The 16,449-nt window shown below is 65.1% G+C and carries 12 protein-coding genes; 5 read left to right on the top strand and 7 right to left on the bottom strand.

Going from position 1 to position 16,449, the window contains the following annotated elements:
* Window positions 1-1,514, bottom strand: a 1,514-nt coding sequence (locus tag HPY83_18445) for a DEAD/DEAH box helicase (GenBank protein ID NPV09928.1), incomplete at its 3' end; no start/stop codon positions are given.
* Between the two features lie 747 nt (window positions 1,515-2,261).
* On the opposite strand from HPY83_18445, the gene HPY83_18450 reads away from it, so the two are divergent.
* The 5 genes from HPY83_18450 (at window position 2,262) to HPY83_18470 (ending at window position 9,936) form a co-directional block, all read left to right on the top strand.
* Window positions 2,262-2,927: a hypothetical protein gene (locus HPY83_18450; GenBank protein ID NPV09929.1), complete on the top strand. Its 666-nt coding sequence runs from the start codon at window positions 2,262-2,264 to the stop codon at window positions 2,925-2,927.
* A 60-nt stretch (window positions 2,928-2,987) separates the two neighbouring features.
* Entirely contained in the window at window positions 2,988-4,652 is a 1,665-nt protein-coding gene (locus HPY83_18455; GenBank protein NPV09930.1) for a DUF1957 domain-containing protein, read from the top strand.
* A 157-nt stretch (window positions 4,653-4,809) separates the two neighbouring features.
* Window positions 4,810-6,585, top strand: coding sequence for a hypothetical protein (locus tag HPY83_18460; protein NPV09931.1), 1,776 nt, complete (start codon window positions 4,810-4,812; stop codon window positions 6,583-6,585).
* A gap of 61 nt (window positions 6,586-6,646) precedes the next feature.
* Window positions 6,647-7,903, top strand: a complete 1,257-nt coding sequence (locus tag HPY83_18465) for a glucose-1-phosphate adenylyltransferase (GenBank protein NPV09932.1) — start codon at window positions 6,647-6,649, stop codon at window positions 7,901-7,903.
* A 20-nt stretch (window positions 7,904-7,923) separates the two neighbouring features.
* Window positions 7,924-9,936 (top strand): DUF1925 domain-containing protein, encoded by a 2,013-nt coding sequence (locus HPY83_18470; GenBank protein NPV09933.1) that lies wholly within the window; start codon window positions 7,924-7,926, stop codon window positions 9,934-9,936.
* Here the strand turns inward: HPY83_18470 and HPY83_18475 are convergent.
* The 6 genes from HPY83_18475 to HPY83_18500 all read right to left on the bottom strand — a co-directional run bounded on the left by HPY83_18475 (window position 9,914) and on the right by HPY83_18500 (window position 16,137).
* A complete protein-coding gene (locus tag HPY83_18475) occupies window positions 9,914-10,579 on the bottom strand; it encodes a class I SAM-dependent methyltransferase (protein ID NPV09934.1) in 666 nt (221 codons plus the stop codon). The two genes, HPY83_18470 and HPY83_18475, sit on opposite strands and share 23 nt — an antisense overlap.
* Window positions 10,580-10,650: 71 nt before the next feature.
* Window positions 10,651-11,364: an ABC transporter ATP-binding protein gene (locus HPY83_18480; GenBank protein NPV09935.1), complete on the bottom strand. Its 714-nt coding sequence runs from the start codon at window positions 11,362-11,364 to the stop codon at window positions 10,651-10,653.
* Window positions 11,351-12,082, bottom strand: coding sequence for an ABC transporter ATP-binding protein (locus HPY83_18485; protein NPV09936.1), 732 nt, complete (start codon window positions 12,080-12,082; stop codon window positions 11,351-11,353). Before HPY83_18485 ends, HPY83_18480 begins: the two co-directional genes overlap by 14 nt.
* A 65-nt stretch (window positions 12,083-12,147) precedes the next feature.
* Window positions 12,148-13,110, bottom strand: coding sequence for a branched-chain amino acid ABC transporter permease (locus HPY83_18490; GenBank protein ID NPV09937.1), 963 nt, complete (start codon window positions 13,108-13,110; stop codon window positions 12,148-12,150).
* Window positions 13,111-13,779: 669 nt separating this feature from the next.
* Window positions 13,780-14,742: a branched-chain amino acid ABC transporter permease gene (locus tag HPY83_18495; GenBank protein NPV09938.1), complete on the bottom strand. Its 963-nt coding sequence runs from the start codon at window positions 14,740-14,742 to the stop codon at window positions 13,780-13,782.
* Window positions 14,743-14,922: 180 nt separating this feature from the next.
* Window positions 14,923-16,137 carry a branched-chain amino acid ABC transporter substrate-binding protein gene (locus HPY83_18500; GenBank protein ID NPV09939.1) on the bottom strand — a complete coding sequence of 405 codons (1,215 nt, stop codon included), beginning with the start codon at window positions 16,135-16,137 and terminating at the stop codon, window positions 14,923-14,925.
* Between the last annotated feature and the right edge of the window lie 312 nt (window positions 16,138-16,449).

The following is a 16,449-nucleotide window of genomic DNA, read 5'->3' on the forward strand; positions in this document are numbered from 1 at the left end:
TGGCCCTCATGGTCAAGCATAAGATAGCCGGCCTGACTCCCTTCGTCCTCTTCAGAGTCGATCCCCGCGAGAGATCGCTCTGCCACGGGTAGGTACCGCGACTCCTGCGCAGACCGGCGGACCGTGTAGTACTCCTGCCCGCAGAGGCGGCAGAACACCAGGGGATACAGTAGCCTCTCGCCGACACCGGGGGCGTAGATCTGTTCCTCCAGGGTTAGGTCGCGCCTGTCCGGCGGCTCCAGTGTAGCAAAGACCGAACCGCCCTGAGATATGAACTGATGCAGCTTGAAGGGAAAGACTGGCTCACCCTCCGGGGTACGTGTCTCAGAGGCGCGTAGAAGCATCTCGCGAACGCGCTCGATGCAGGTGGACTCGTCCATGCCAGTGAGGTCAGCTAGCTGGCGGGCGCCCTCCCGCAGGGACAGCGGCTTCCTTGGGCGCAGATGGCCGTCCTCCTCCTCTTCCACCCCGAAGGTGTCCTCAATCCAGGCGGCAAGGGGGTTGCTGGCGAAAGCCTCCCAGGCTGCCTCGGGCGGCGGCGACTCAAGCGCCTGACGCAGCTCGCCCGCCGATGGCGTGCCTGAGTGAGCTATCACTCGGCGCAGTGTCTCTTCGACCACATTCTGCTCCAGCACTGGCACGCCAAACAGCCGGGTGGCGAAGCGGGCAATGGCGCAGCGACGTTCCCGTCGGGTGCCACCGCTGGCCATGGTGGCGCTAGTGCCGATGCACACCAGACCGGGGTTGCCGCACCGCTCTCTAAGACGGCGCACGAGCAAAGCGATGTCGGCGCCCTGGCGACCGCGGTAGGTGTGCAGCTCGTCTAGGACAAGGAACTGCAGCGCCGTGCGAGTCCTGTCTACGAATCCATGCTCGTGAGGGCGAACCAGCATTAGCTCGAGCATGACGTAGTTGGTGAGCAGGATATGAGGAGGATGCTGTCGCAGGTTGGCTTTGACCTCTGCCGTCTCCTGGCCCGTGTACTTGGCAAACCGCACCGGAAGCTCGCGGCCGGTGCGGCCCCGGTACGCCTCAGCCAGCCCTCTGAGGGATTCCTCCTGGGAGTTCACTAGGGCGTTCATGGGATAGACCACGATGGCATGAACCATCGGTCGGGTGGCGTCGCTGCGGAGAACGGCATCGAAGATGGGGATGAAGTAGGTTAGGGACTTTCCGGAGCCGGTGCCGCTGGTCACCACTGTGTGCTGCTTCTGCAGTACCCTCTCTACCGCAAGTTGTTGATGCTGATACAGCGCTATCGGCCGCCCATCCTCTCTAGCGAACACCTGGCCACAGAGCGGGTGCAGCACGCCGGCCCCAGCCAGCTCAGCCACCGTATCGCCCTTGGCGTAAGCTGGGTTCAGCTGAATCAGGGCATCGGGCCAGAGCGAGGGCTGTTCGAGCAATCGAGCCTCGACGAATGCGCGCACTCTGCTGTCGGCGATGGGAAGGAAGCTGCGGACGTAGTCGCTATACTCGTCGATGATGAAGCCACGCATCTCGAAGATGTTCATTGCTCCCCCGGGCAACGAATTGATGCAGGGTACCAATAGCCAGCCTGTGCAGGAAAGGCACCACCGTGTTCGCCAAAGTGAAAGAGGCCCCGCCAGGCATGCGGCCGAGTAGGGCCCGCAGGTATCATCGCTCTGCGCCAGAACCCCACATCCCCTGGCGTCATGCTCCCAATCGCCTATGTGGCTGCAGGAACGTTTGCAGGTGGGAGTATTGTAGTAAGTGGCGCCGAGGCATCAAGAACGAACAGCGTTTTCCCAACCTGCTGGGCTTCGCAGCATGGTGCACTGGGCGCTGGACTGCTAGCTAACTTGGGCCAGTTCACAGGCTGCCTGGTAAGGCCACGTGCGGGATTCCCTCCGCCTTGCGCCGTGGCGGTGCGGGCATGACCATGCGCTGTGCTGGGCTAAGGGTACCAGGGCACTCCCTTGCTCCGTACACCTAGCACATTGCTGCTTCATGATAGTGAATGCCCGTAGTCTGGCTACAGCGCACACCTGAGCTGCGGGGCAGTCGGGGCCGCGAGGCATGCCGCCAAGGGGCAAGACCGAGATCAGGGATGCCGAGCGGATCGCTGGGCTCCCCATTACGGCCTTCTGCCGGCGAGGCCCACGCCTCCCCAAGGACAGCGCCAGCTTCGGGAGCTCGCCCGCTATCGCGCCGCCTTTGCACGTGATCAGGCTACCCTGCTCAACCGGATGCAGCAGGAGTTGCAGATCGCCAACACAAGCTGCCTGAGGTGGGAGGCAGTGAGGCTGGCGGTCAGTGATGCCCAGTCCGCCTCCAGCAGGCCGCTTGATGAGGTCCCTGTGGGAGCGGGCTGGCAGCGCTGCCGAGTGCACTTCATGAGGAATCTCCTGGCTCGGGTGCCCAAGAGCGCCCAGGCAATGGTAGCAGCCACAGTCAGGTCCATCTTCCGGCGGCAGAGTCGAGAGCAGGCCCAGGCGCAGTTGGCCCAGGTGTGTGCCCTTCTGCGGCCTCGCTTCCCCAAAGCAGTGGAGCTGCTAGAAGAGGGGGAGGAGGAGATCCTCGCCTTCTACGACTTCCCTGCTGAGCACTGGCGTCAGATCTACTCCACCAATCCCCTGGAGCGGCTCAACAGAGGACTCAAGCGCCGCGGCGCCGTGGTGGGCATCTTCCCTAACAGGCAATCTGTCATCCGACTGTTGGGAGCCTTACTGGCAGAGCAAAACGACGAGTGGCTGGTGGAGCGCCGCTACTTCAGTGAGGCGTCCATGAGAAAGATCGCACAGCCAGCCGCCAGATCCGATCCGGCTCTGGTGGCGGCTCGCGAATGCACCCAACCAACCTCTGAGGCACCGGCCCCCTTCTACCACTGGACGGGACCAAGCCTGCCTGACACTGTGACTCACAGCCGCGCAGGCGAATGTCCCTCGCACTCACTGCGCCCTTGACGGCTTCTGCACCCGCCTCCTATCATGTCCTACTAGTAGCCACCCTGTCCGGAGAGCCAGATGCCGTCTCTGGGAACCTTTGCCTTCGTCCTGCACACCCATCTGCCCTACAGCCGCCATGCCGGACGTTGGCCCCATGGAGAGGAGTGGCTATACGAGGCCGCCTGCGAGAGCTACATACCCCTGCTGGAGATGCTGCTTAGCCTACCCCACGACCTGACCACCAACCTGACGCTGTCCCTCACGCCGGTGTTGCTGGAACAGCTCGCATCCAGCCAAGTGGTGGAGGGCCTGGACGCGTATGTGAACGATCGGACGCGCCGAGCCTCCGACGACGTGGCTCGCTTCGAGGCCGCGGGAGAGGCCCAACTGGCCGCCCTGGCCACCTACTACAGGGACTGGTACACCGATCGCCGTGCCGCCCTTCGTGACCTCCTGAGCCACGACCTGGTGGCTTCCTATCGCACCCTCTCCCAGCAGGGGCGACTGGAAGTGATCTCCTCCGGCGCCACCCACGCCTACTTGCCCCTGCTTTCCCGCGACTCGTCCGTCTACGCTCAAATCCGCACCGGGCTGGAGGCCCATCGGCGGAACCTGGGGACAGCTGCCGAGGGCTTCTGGCTGCCCGAGTGTGCCTATCGTCCTGCGCAGACGAGCGACGGCGTTCGGCGCCCGGGCATAGAGGAGTTTCTGGCTGCCCAGGGTATTGGCTTCTTCTTCGCGGAAGCCCACGCCATCGAAGGAGGTACACCTGCCGCCAACGGGCAGGAGCTACCCTTGCCCTACCTGCGGGCGGACCGCATCAGCCACGCACTCTTGACGGGCTCCGCTCCCACCACCGGATACACCACCGCCCGCCCCTACCTAGTCGGCAGCAGCGACGTGGCCGTCATTGGACGCAATCGCCGCCTCAGCATGCAGGTGTGGTCGGCGGATCTGGGCTACCCCGGGGACCCCGCCTATCGAGAGTTCCACAAGAAGGACCCTGTTTCCGGCCTTCAGTACTGGGCCGTCAGCGGCCGGGGCGTGGACCTAGGGCAGAAGCGCCTCTACGATCCACCGGCGGCCCGGGCCCGGGTGGCCGCACACGCCCGGCACTTCGCCGACCAGGTGGTCTCTGAGCTATCCCGCCAGGCTGAGACCCTGGGAGATCGGGCCCTGGTTGTCGCTGCCTTCGACACCGAGCTCTTCGGCCACTGGTGGTTCGAAGGCGTCCAGTGGTTGGGCGTCGTCCTTCACCTGCTGGGCCGAGACAATCGAGTTACTATCTGCCCCATCGCCGAGCATCTCCGCCAGCATCCGCCCGATGCCGCGATCCAACTCTCCCCTTCGTCGTGGGGCGCAGGCGGGGATGACCGCACCTGGAACAACGACCTTACTGCCCACCTGTGGTCCATCTTGCATCGCTGCGAGCGGGAGGGCGAGGAGCTGGCAGCTGAGATTGCCCCCAGTCGCCGCCGGTTCGTCGCCCAGGCCGAGCGCGAGTTGCTCCTCGCCCAGTCCAGCGATTGGCCTTTCCTCATTTCCACGGGCCAGGCAGCCGAGTATGCCAGGCAGAGGTTCGACTCTCACGTGGAGCGGTTCCGCCTGCTAAGCCGGCTCGCCCGCGCCGGCTCCCTGAACCTGGCCGACTGGGGTTTCCTGCGTGCCATCGAGGCCCGCGATGAGCTCTTCGCTTTCCTAGATCCCGACTGGCTCACGGAGCGACAGGGGCGGGCAGATTGAGCCGGGCAGAGGCGATCGCTCAGGCAGTCCTTCCAGCACCCCGGGTGCTCTGGGGGCAGGTGCGCGTCCCCATGGTTCAATGCCGCCTCTGGCCCGCTTACCTTTGCCCGAGTCCCTGGCCCTCGGGGCGGCCAGCTCTTCCAGGAGAGGTGCGTGAATGTTGACTGGAGAAGGGGTAGACGTCATCGTCCACTCGACCCACGAGGCGGGGTACAAGATCGGCGGCATCGGCGCCGTGCTGGACGGTCTGCTCTCATCCCGCGCCTACCTGAAGAACGTCCGACGGACCGTCCTCACCGGACCGTTCAGCGCTGACGACACGGCCGGCATGGAGCGTCTTAGGTCCCCTCGCAACCGAATGGAGATCCTGTACTCCTCCCTGGACGGCACCACCTCTTACCAGCACTCCTCCGCCCTGGAGCAGATCGAGCGGCGCCACGGCGTCCGAATCATCTACGGACGACGTTCGTTCGCCGGCTTCGTACACGACGTGCTCCTCGTGGACCCAAAGGAAGCCGAGCAGCACATCGTGAACGATCTGAAGTACCGCCTCTGGGAGCGTTTCGGGCTGCAGTCTGATCTCTACGAGGGGAGCTACGAGTACGACCTCTACGTGAGGTCGGCCTTGCCCCAGTTCGAGGCGCTGCAGGTAATCCTGGGCGGGGACGCGAACCGTCGCCGCAAGGTTGTCATGGCCCACGAGTTCATGGGCGTGCCCCTGTGCCTGGTGGCCGAGCTCGAGCGTCCCGGCTCCTTCTGCCGGGTATACTATGCTCACGAGGTGCCCACCGTTCGCCCGGTGGTGGAGGAAGACCCCGGTCACGACACCATGTTCTACAACGTCCTTCGCCTAGCCCGCAGCCAATCACTGCAGTTCCACCACGTGTTCGGCAGCCGAGCCCACTTCTACAAGCACGCCCTCCTCGAGGCATCGGCCGACTTCTCCGCCGTCTTCGCCGTCGGGGACCTGGTGGTAGAGGAGCTGCGCTTCCTGGGGCCCCAGTTCGCCAACAAGGCCATAGACCTGGTGTACAACGGCATCCCCGCTCCCGAGGTGCCTCTGGAAGCCAAGCTGGCCTCACTGACGCGGCTCAGGGACTACGCCGAGAGGGTGACCGGCCGCCGGCCCGACTACGTCTTCACTCACGTGGCCCGCTTGGTACCCTCCAAGGGCCTCTGGCGCGACCTTCGGGTCCTGGAGAACCTGGACCCCATGCTTTCCGAGCGGGGGCTCACAGCCACCTTCTTCGTCCTGGCCACAGCGCCGCCCACCGGACGCAGCAGCCAGGATGTCCTCCGAATGGAGCAGGAGTACGGGTGGCCCGTTGATCATCGCGAGGGGTATCCTGACCTGGTAGGATACGAGGTACCCTTCTATCAGGCCGTGCGGCAATTCAATCACCAGGCGAAGGCCGTGCAAGCGATCTTTGTCAACCAGTTCGGATGGGACCAGGAACGGTGCGGGCAGCGCATGCCGGCAGAAATGACCTTTGCTGACCTCCGACAGGGCTCGGACCTGGAGTTCGGTCAGAGCATCTACGAGCCTTTCGGCATCGCCCAGTTCGAGCCGCTTCCCTACGGAGCGCTGTGCGTAGTGTCGAGCGCCTGCGGGTGCGTCGGATTCGCCAACCGAGTGGCGACAGGGGCCGGCCGGAACATCATTGTGGCTGACTACATCAGCCTGCCGCCCGGCCTGGGAGTATCGTCGTGGCAGGAGGCGCTCCAGATCGGCCAGGACACCCGCGACCTGGTCGAGAGATACCGGGCCAGGGAGGCGGCAGAGGCAATCGCCACGAGCCTCCCTCGCGATGACCTCGACCGCGAGAGGTCGATGCAGTCGGGTCTGGCTCTGGCGAAGCGCATGAGCTGGGAGGTAGTGGTCTCGGAGTACATGCTCCCGGCGCTGGCGCGCGCCCTCCATTCCGTCCAGTAACCGCGACACGCAGGAGGTAGCATCGGCGATGATGGCCAGCCCTGCCGGCTCCACTCTGGCCATGATTCTGGCCGGTGGCCAAGGGACCCGGCTGAACATCCTCTCGGTCAAGCGGGCCAAGCCGGCGGTCCCCTTCGCCGGCAAGTACCGCATCATCGACTTCGCCCTCTCCAACTGCGTCAACTCCGGCATCTACACCGTCGGGGTCATCACCCAGTATCGCCCTCGCTCCCTGAACGACCACATTCAGCGCGGCCAACCCTGGGACCTGGACCGCATGTACGGCGGTGTTCACCTCCTGCAGCCCTATCAGGGACGAGGCGATGCTGACTGGTACCGAGGTACCGCCGATGCCGTCTATCAGAACCTCGACTTCATAGAGCACTATCGGCCGGAGCACGTGGTCATCCTGGCGGGAGACCACATCTACAAGATGAACTACGCCCACCTGCTGGCCTATCACCTGGAGAAGGAAGCAGATGTCACCGTGTCCGCCATCCGCGTCCGCCTGAGCGAGGCCAGCCGCTTCGGCATCCTCACCACCACCGGGAGCGGACGAGTCATACACTTCGAAGAGAAACCTAGCCAGCCCAGAGGGACGCTCGCCTCGATGGGCATATACTGCTTCCGCGCCCACGTCTTGGCCGAGTGCCTACGGCTGGACGCGGCGAACCCTCGGAGCACCAGGGATTTCGGTAGGGACGTCTTGCCGGCCATGGTGGCGGGAGGACTGAACGTCTACGCGTACCAATTCGATGGCTACTGGATGGATGTGGGCACCATCCAGGCCTACTGGGAAGCCAACATGCAGCTCTTGGTTCATGCCCCGCCCCTGGACCTATATGACCGCAACTGGGTCATTCACACCCGAAGCGAGGAGCGACCCCAAGCCAAGATACAGGCCGGAGCGGTGGTCAAGCGCAGCCTGATCGGCCACGGGTGCATCATCGAGGGTACAGTGGATAGCTCGGTGCTGTCGCCAGGAGTGTACGTGGGCCCGGGGGCCCTGGTCCGCGATTCGGTAGTGATGACCGACACTCGCATCGAGGCTGGAGCTACGCTGCTACGATCCATTACGGACAAGCAGGTCGTCATCGCCAGGGGCTGTCGCGTGGGTAGTGACAGCGATCTCACCGTGAATGAGATGTTCCCCGATTCCATCAACACTGGGCTCACCTTGGTGGGCAAGAACACCCGCCTGCCGCCCGGCTTCCGGGTAGGAGGCAACTGCGTCATCGGATCGGACCTGGTGGAGGCTGATTTCGCCGGCATGACCTCGTTGCCTGGCGGCAAGTCCTTTGGCGTGCAGCCGCTCTGACGGCCGGCCGGAAGCGCTGCGTGCCCAAGCTGACTCTGATCCTGGTACTCCACAACCACCAGCCGGTTGGCAACCTGCCTGAGGTCTTCCGTCAGGCTTTCGACAGCGCCTACCTCCCCTTCATGGGCCTCCTGGAACGACACCCGAGCTTCCGGTGCGGCCTGCACTACACCGGCCCTTTGCTCGAATGGCTGGAGGCGGAGGAGCCTCGGTTCCTGTCCCGCGTGGCCACCCTGCAGACTCGGGGCCAGGTCGAGCTGCTGGGCGGAGCCCTCTACGAGCCGATCTTGGCCGTGATCCCGGACGCTGACAAGGCCGGCCAGCTCAAGACGATGAGTGACCGGCTAGAGAAGCGCTTCGGCGCCCGACCCTCGGGCGCCTGGCTGGCCGAGCGGGTGTGGGAGCCGCATCTGCCCCGATACTTGTCCCGTGCCTCCCTCAGCTACACCATCCTGGACCAGGAGCACTTCGAGAAGGCGGGGTTACCATCAGGACAGATAGATGGTGCCTGGCTAACGGAAGACGTTGGTTACACGGTGTCGCTGCTTCCGGCCTCCACCGACCTGCGCTATCTCATCCCCTGGAGGCCCGTGGAGGAGGCCATCGCCTTCCTCCGTCACCAGCACGAGGCCGGCCGTGACCTGATGGTGTTCGCCGATGACGGTGAGAAGCTGGGAGCCTGGCCCGGCACGCACCGCCTCTGCTATGAGGAAGGCTGGCTAGAACGCTTCCTCGAAGCGGTCGAGCAGAACCAGGACTGGCTGCAGCTCGACACCCCCGCAGACTACCTGGCCGCCGTTCCCCAGCGTCGCCGGATCTACATTCCTAGCGCCAGCTACCCGGAGATGGAGGACTGGTCTCTGACCCCCGCCATCCAGCAGCGAGTGCGTCGCGCCCGAGACCAGGCCGATGGCGCGGCAGCCCGGTTCGTGCGCCTCGGTCACTGGCGCGGATTCCTGACCCGCTACTCTGAGGCCAACCTCATGCTTCAGCGGGGCATCACCATCTCCCGCCGGGTTCACGCGCTGCCTCCCGGGCCCGGAAAAGAGGCCGCTCTCGATCACCTCTGGCGGGGACAGTGCAACTGCCCTTACTGGCACGGCGTGTTCGGAGGCATCTACCTCTACCACATCCGTCACGCCGTCTTCTCCCACCTGGTGGCAGCCGATGCCATCGCCGACCCCGTGGGACCGAGCGAGGTAGCTCTGCGGCATGAGGACTACGATGCTGACGGACTGGCCGAGTGGTGCCTGAGCAGCACCGAGCAGGCAGCGTTCGTCCATCCCCTGGGAGGCCACCTGTTCGAATGGGACCTGCGGACGGGGCCCATCAACCTGCTCAACACCCTCGCTCCGTACCGCGAGTCCTATTCGTCCCCGGGCGGCGAGGAGAGTGACTACGACGCCGTCCCTCTTCGGCGAGCGTTCGTGGACCACTTCGTCGCTGAACCGCAGACGCTGGCGCAGGTGATCGAGGAGGCATGGGCCGATAGCAGCCACCTCACTCGGCGGCCTTTCCGGCTCGAGGGCCTGACGCAAGGATCGCGGGGACAGGTCATCGCCCGGCACGAGGGGCTGATGGCCGTCGCCGGGCACGAATCAGAGATCTCAGTAGAGAAGGCCTATGCCGTGTCGGCCGGCGAACGCTGCCTGCGGGTGACCTACTCCCTGGCTGGGCACCAAGGCCTAAGCGCCCCCCTGTTCCTGGCCACCGAGGTAAGCCTGGCGCTCCCCCCAGGTGCCCATACCAGCGGCAAGGTGTCGACCTCCGGCGAGGCTTCCAGCCTGACCGACCCGGCGGATCTGGGTGTGGTTGACGGCCTGAAGCTGTGCGCCGGGCCAGGACGCCTGGTGGTCGACCTCGATCTCGGCCCCGCCGCCCACGTGCTGGTACATCCCCTGTTCAGCCAGCACCGGACGGAGTTGGGCGCGGAACAAGTGTACCAGGGGACCCGGATAGTCCTGATGTGGCCGTTGGCGGAGGGAGATCAGGAGCGGTGGCGGGCGGCAGTTACCCTCTCCTGGAGAGCCTAACGGCGCGGGCTTCCGGCTCCCGCTGGCTGCCTTTGACGGCGCAGACGAGGTCATAGTTCACCTGCCACACCGAGCTCTCCGCTTGCGGCAGTCCCAGCTCCCTCAACACACCCAGCACCTCGGGCAGAGGCCGCACCCGGCCCGGCATGTAGTAGCGCGCCCATCCCTTGCGGTTGGTGATCATAAGAAGCCCTCCCGGCCGCAGCACCCGCGCCATCTCCGCCAGCGCCACTCGCAGGTCGGGGAGAAATTCGAGAGCCTCCAGAGACACCACCGCGTCGAAGGTGGAATCGGGGAAGGGCAGCCAGAGTGCGTCGGCCTGCACGTACGCCACCCGCATCTCCCGGCCGGCGAGAGCTCGACGGCCTTGAGTTAGCATGGCCCTGGCCCGGTCGAGCTCCACCACCACCCCAGAGAAGCTGGGGGCGACTGGGAAGAGGGCTCGGGGCAGCCGCCCGGTGCCGCCGGCCACATCCAGGACCAGAGGCTGGCCTCGGCCTGCGAGCGCGATGGCCAAAGGCTCGCCCACGAAGCGCTGCTCGTAGAATGGATCGAAGCTCTTGATGCTGTCGTAGCGGGAGGCAGTCCAGTCGTAGAGCTTGCAGACGACCCTGGGTCCGAGATATGCACCTTCGGCGAGCACCAGCAGCCAGTAAGCGAAAGCGCCTAGCAGCAGTATCGCCCCCGCCACCAGCACCGGCCAGAGAATGCCCGTCACCCCTCGCCCAGGTATGCCCGGCGGACCTCTGGATTCCGAGCCACCTCCTCCGCCGGCCCATCGAGCACCATCGTCCCGCCCTGGAGAACATAGGCGCGCGAGGCCACTGAGAAGGCCATGTGGGCGTTTTGCTCCACAAGGAGGATCGTGGTGCCCTCCTCGTTGATCTCCCGGATGATGCGGAATATCTCCTGCACCAGCAGAGGAGCCAGCCCCATGGAGGGCTCATCCAGAAGCAGGATACTCGGCCGCGCCATGAGGGCCCTGCCGATGGCTAGCATCTGTTGCTCACCACCCGACAACGTGCCGCCTACCTGATTCCGACGCTCGCCCAGCCGAGGGAACAACTCAAACACCCGCTCCATGTCGGCGGCGATGCCTGCCTTGTCCCGGCGCAGGAAGGCACCCATCTCCAGGTTCTCGATCACCTTGAGGCGAGAGAATATCCGGCGGCCCTCGGGTGCCTGGGATATGCCTCGAGCTACGACGGCGTGAGGCGCCAGGCCGCTGATCACCTCGCCATCCAGCAGGACACGGCCCTCCCTCGGCCTGAGCAGCCCGGAGATGGTGTTCAGCGTGGTGGTCTTCCCCGCCCCGTTGGCTCCGATGAGGGTGACGATCTCGCCCTCGTTGACGTGAAGTGAGACGCCCTTGAGAGCCTCGATACCGCCGTAGAAGGTGTGTATGCCCTCGACGTCAAGCCTGGCCATCGTCGCTCGCCACTCCCAGGTAGGCTTCGATCACGTGCGGGTTGTTGCGCACCTCCCTGGGCGTGCCTTCGGCGATCTTGGTGCCGTAGTGAAGGACCGAGACCTGATCGGAGATCCCCATGACCACCCGCATGTCGTGTTCGATCAGCAGCACGGTCAGGCCCAGCTCGTCCCGGAGCCGCTCGAGGAACCGCATCAGCCGCTCCGTCTCCTGGGGGTTCATTCCTGCCGTCGGCTCATCGAGCAGCAGAAGCTTGGGCCGCGAGGCCAGCGCCCGCGCGATCTCTAGCCGTCGCTGGTCCCCGTAGGGCAGGTTGCGGGCCACCACATCGCCGCGGCCGCCCAGGCCCACGAAGTCGAGAAGCTCCAGCGCCTCAGCGTGAGCGCGGTCCTCCTCCATCAGCGTGCTCGCAGGGCGAAACAGGGCCCCAAACACGCCCGAGCGCAGGTGCACGTGCTGTCCCACCAGAACATTCTCTATGGCAGTCATGGCCCGGAACAGCCGGATGTTCTGGTAGGTGCGCGCAATGCCCATCGCGGCGATGCTGTCGGGCCGGTACCCGACTATGGACCGCCCTTGGAAGAGAATGTCGCCCTCTTCGGGAGTATACAGGCCCGTAACGCAGTTGAAGAATGTGGTCTTGCCAGCGCCGTTCGGCCCTATGACGCTGGCGATGGTCCTCTCGGGTATGTCCAGGGTCACCGAGTCCACCGCCATTAGGCCGCCGAACCGTTTGGTCACCCGACGGGCGCTCAAGCAGATCCTGTGATCGCCTCCCTCCCTCACGCCTCCGCTGCCTCCTCCCGCAACTCACGGCGCCGCTGCTGCGCCGGCCAGAGGCCCTCCGGCCGTGCCAACATCATGGCCACCAGAAGCGCCCCGAAGGAGAGCATGCGGAAGTCGGCGAACTCCCGCAGCACCTCGGGCAACCCTACCAAGACAAACGCCCCCAATATGACCCCGGGAATGCTGCCGATCCCACCGACGATCACCAGACTGAGGATGTTGATGGAGACCAACAAGGTGAAGGAGTTGGGAAACACCGAATGCACCCAGGAGGCGAAGATAGCTCCGCCTATGCCGGAGAAGGATGCTCCCAGAGCGAAGGCCAGTAGCTTGTACTTCACCAGATTGATGCCGGTGGCCTCCGCCACATCCTCGTCCTCACGGATGGCCATCCAGGCCCGGCCCACGCGGGAATCGCTCACACGCCGTGACACCATGACGGCCACCAGACAGCCGAAGAGGATGAGGTAGTAGAAGTGCTGCGGCCGAACGAAGGTGAACCCACCTATGGAAGGGCCGGGGATCTCGATGATCCCCTGAGCGCCACCTAACACGCTCTTGAGCGTGTCCGACATGACCAAGATGCGGATGATCTCGCCGAACCCCAGGGTCACTATGGCCAGGTAGTCCCCCCGCATGCGCAACACCGGTATGCCGAGCAGGGCTCCGGCGCTCGCCGCACCCAACATGGCCACAGGCCAGGCAACCCAGAACGACAGGCCGAGATTGGTGGATGCGGAAGGGGAGGTCAATAGGCCGGTAAGGTAGGCCCCGATGGTGAAGAAGGCCACGTAGCCCAGGTCCAGAAGCCCAGCATAGCCCACCACTATGTTGAGCCCCAGCCCCATCAGGACGTAGAGCCCCACCAGGTCGAGCACGCTAGTGCCGTACGTTCCCAGCACCTGCGGCAGCAGCAAAAGCGCCACAATCGCCGCCGTCCAGCTCACCAGCCTGACCATCGTCTCGTTCCGCTTCTGGAACCGCTGGTACCGGCGTGCCGCCGTGGCACCGAAGCGCTCCCGAGCATACGCGGCTCCGCCCAAGGCGAGCCCCAGGACCAGGGCCTCCGGCAGCGCCAGTCCCTTGTCCCGCAGCACCCCCACGACCACCACCGCGCTCATCCCCAGCAGCACCGCCTTGCGTGCTGCGGCGGGAACCGCAGACCAGGCGGCTCCACCCGCCCCCAGGACCGCCCCGATCAACACCGACAGGGCCGCGCCCCCGATCAGGCCACGATCGTACGTAAGGACAGCTACCAGCTGCGGAGTAGCGTTGACCAAGACCCCGCGCATGTTCACGTTGGCCACCACGATGGCCAGGCCAGCCAGGAACGCCATCGCGACGGCACCCGAGACCGCCCCCGACATCAACGCCGCGCCAGAACGCGGGGCGGCGGCGCGGGAGGAGGACGCCCCCACGCGGCCGGCGTACAGAGCGCCGAAGGCCAGCAGCAACTGCGTAAGGCTCAGCACTCCGCGCACCACTGGCTCCCGGGCGAAGGCTGTCAGGGCGCCGATCAAGGCCACGAAGACAAGCACTCCCCCCAGCATCGCGCCGCTACGAAGGGAGGACCCCAAGCCCACTCTGACAGGCCCGCGCCCGTTCATCCCCATTCGGGTCTTTCCTCTCTAGGCCCTCTTCCCGCTCAGAACTTCGCCAAGTATCCCCGTCGGCCGGAAGATGAGCACCAACACCAGGAGCCCAAAGGCGATGACGTCCTTCAGCTGGGCATCGAGACCCAACAAGGTGGGGAATGTAGACTCTGCCAGGCCGAGGAAGAACCCGCCCAGCATGGCCCCCGGCACGTTGCCGATGCCGCCCAGCACGGCGGCGGTGAAAGCCTTTATGCCCGGGATGAACCCCATGGTATGGGTGACCTGCTTGTTGTAGAGCGCATACATGACGCCAGCGGCACCGGCCAGGGCCGCCCCTAGCACGAACGTCATGACGATCACCCGGTCCACGTCTATGCCCATGAGGGCCGCCGTGTCCTTGTCCTCGGCTACCGCGCGCATGGCCTTGCCCATCTTGCTCTTCTGCACGAAGAGGTAGAGAGCCAGCATCAAGGCCACGGCCAGGAAGAAGACGACGAAGTATATGGGCCTCACCACTACACCGCCCACTGTGTACCGCCCCCCCATCAGATCGATGCCGGCGAGGTACAAGTGGGTGTCCGGGTATACCTTGACTCCCGTACCGAAAAGGCCTCTGAAGGCGTACTGCAGGAATAGGGAAGCGCCGATGGCCGTTATCAGCGGTACCAGCCGGGGAGCCCGCCGGAGCGGGCGGTAGGCGATCCTCTCCAGCCCCACGGCCAGAGTCACTGAAGTGAGCATGGCCGTTAGCACGGTGATGAGCAGCGCCAGCACAGGATGCGACGTCAGGAAGCCCGACTGGGCGAAGGCATTGACCACGAAGAAGCCGATATAGGTCCCGCCCATGAATATCTCGCCGTGGGCGAAGTTGATCATGAACAGGATGCCGTATACCAGGGTGTAGCCCAGGGCTATCAGCGCGTAGATGCCCCCCTGGGCTAGCCCGAAGACGACCTGGCTGGCGTAGGTGGAGAGCCCGTACGTGCCCGCACTCAGATTGGCCACCAGCCGCCAAATAACGAACAGCAGGATGAGGAGGCCGATGCCCGTGACTACCCAGCGGGTGACATCAACAGGGCCCGACAGCCCGCGCCACGTCCGTCTACCCCACGAGTCCGGAGGCAGGCTCACTGCACCTGCCTCCGGGGACTTGGCTCGCGCTTCCGTCACGGCCCCCTACTTCGGCCAGATCACTTCGAAGGCCCCGTTCCGAACCTGTGACACGGCCACGGTGCCGGTGCCGCAGTTGCCCACCTCGTCGCACGTGATCACGCCCGAGAGGCCCTGGTAGTTGGCGGTGCTGCCGATGGCCTCATTGAGGGCCTTGCGGCCGATCAGCAGATTGCCCTCGGCGTCAACCTGGGCTACCTTCTCGATGGCGTTCATGATGACCATAGCCGCGTCGTAAGCGTGCGCGTGGAACGGCGCCGGTGGCTTCTCGCCGTATGCCGCCTCGTAATCGGCCAGGAACTTCTCCATGCCGGCACCGGCTTCCGCCGGGTTGGCGGCGCTGGCATACACCCCCTCCGCCGCCTCACCAGCGGCCCTGATGAAGTCCGTGGCCAGGATGCCGTCCGCCCCCATGAACACCACGTCCTCCATGCCCACGTCCACCCGCTGGCTCGCCAGGTAGGCCCCCTCGGCCACGAACCCGCCAAAGTAGATGGCTTCCGGCCCGGCGGACTTGATCCGTTCGAGGAGCGGGCGCATGTCCGTGTCACCCACGTTGACCGCCTCGCGGGCCACCACCGTGCCGCCGGCAGCCTCAAAAGCCGCGGCCATCTCGTTCACCAGACCTTCGCCGTACGGGCTACCATCATGCACGGTGGCTACAGTCTCGACTCCCACCTCCTCACGCAGGAACTTGGCAGCAGCCGGCCCCTGGATGGCGTCGTTCCAGCAGACACGGTGAAAAGACTCGTTGCCCCTGGTGGTAAGGACCACGGCAGTGCAGGAGGGCGAAACCATAGTGTATCCGTGCTCCTGGTAGATGTCCATCGCCGCCAGGCAGCCGCTGGAACACATCTGACCCACCACGGCCACGATACTGGGGTCCGACACGAACTTGTTCGCGACGGTGATCCCGCCCTCAGCTGAGCACACGTCGTCCTCGGCCACCAGCTCGATCTCGAAGCCCATGATGGTGCCCTTGTCGGAAATGGCCAGTTCCGCTCCGCGCTGCTCGTCTATCCCCAGTATGTCCAGCCCGGCACCACTGAGGGCTGCTCCCAACCCAATGCGTATCGGATCTCCCTTAGCGACCGTCACCACCCCCCACTCGTCCTCGACCTGGACCGACGGCCCTGCAGCAGGCGCAGGAGTAGCCCCGGTACAGGCGACGATGAGCAGAGCAAGGACCATCAGCGCGCTGACGAGACGGGTCGTCTTCATCGTTCTCCCCCTCTACAACCGTGCCAGAATGGTCGGCGGGCGCCCGGATCAGAGCCGCATTGCCCCCTGGAGATCCGCCACGCTACCCCGTGCGCAGGCATCGTCAGGCTCTGCACCCCGAACACCTGCCAAGTTGCGGCATTATAGCCCTCTCTCCCGCTCGGGGCAAGGCCCAGTGGCCTGGAACCAGGGCTTTTCAACCCTCCTATGGTTGGGTGAGGAGGGCGAGGCTGGCTTCAGGGTGGAGACGCAGGTGACGGATGGCGTCGGGGACAAGGGGGAAGCCTAGGGAGCGCAGGAGGTTGAGGGCCA

The organism is Anaerolineae bacterium, assembly GCA_013178015.1.
In the GTDB taxonomy this organism is placed as follows: Bacteria; Chloroflexota; Anaerolineae; order DRVO01; family DRVO01; genus Ch71.

Excerpts from the sequence above, each read along its gene's own strand:
- HPY83_18490 (NPV09937.1), bottom strand. The coding sequence starts at position 13,110 with ATGGTCAGGCTGGTGAGCTGGACGGCGGCGATTGTGGCGCTTTTGCTG.
- HPY83_18460 (NPV09931.1), top strand. The coding sequence starts at position 4,810 with ATGTTGACTGGAGAAGGGGTAGACGTCATCGTCCACTCGACCCACGAG.
- HPY83_18485 (NPV09936.1), bottom strand. The coding sequence starts at position 12,082 with ATGGCGGTGGACTCGGTGACCCTGGACATACCCGAGAGGACCATCGCC.
- HPY83_18465 (NPV09932.1), top strand. The coding sequence starts at position 6,647 with ATGATTCTGGCCGGTGGCCAAGGGACCCGGCTGAACATCCTCTCGGTC.
- HPY83_18500 (NPV09939.1), bottom strand. The coding sequence starts at position 16,137 with ATGAAGACGACCCGTCTCGTCAGCGCGCTGATGGTCCTTGCTCTGCTC.
- HPY83_18480 (NPV09935.1), bottom strand. The coding sequence starts at position 11,364 with ATGGCCAGGCTTGACGTCGAGGGCATACACACCTTCTACGGCGGTATC.
- HPY83_18455 (NPV09930.1), top strand. The coding sequence starts at position 2,988 with ATGCCGTCTCTGGGAACCTTTGCCTTCGTCCTGCACACCCATCTGCCC.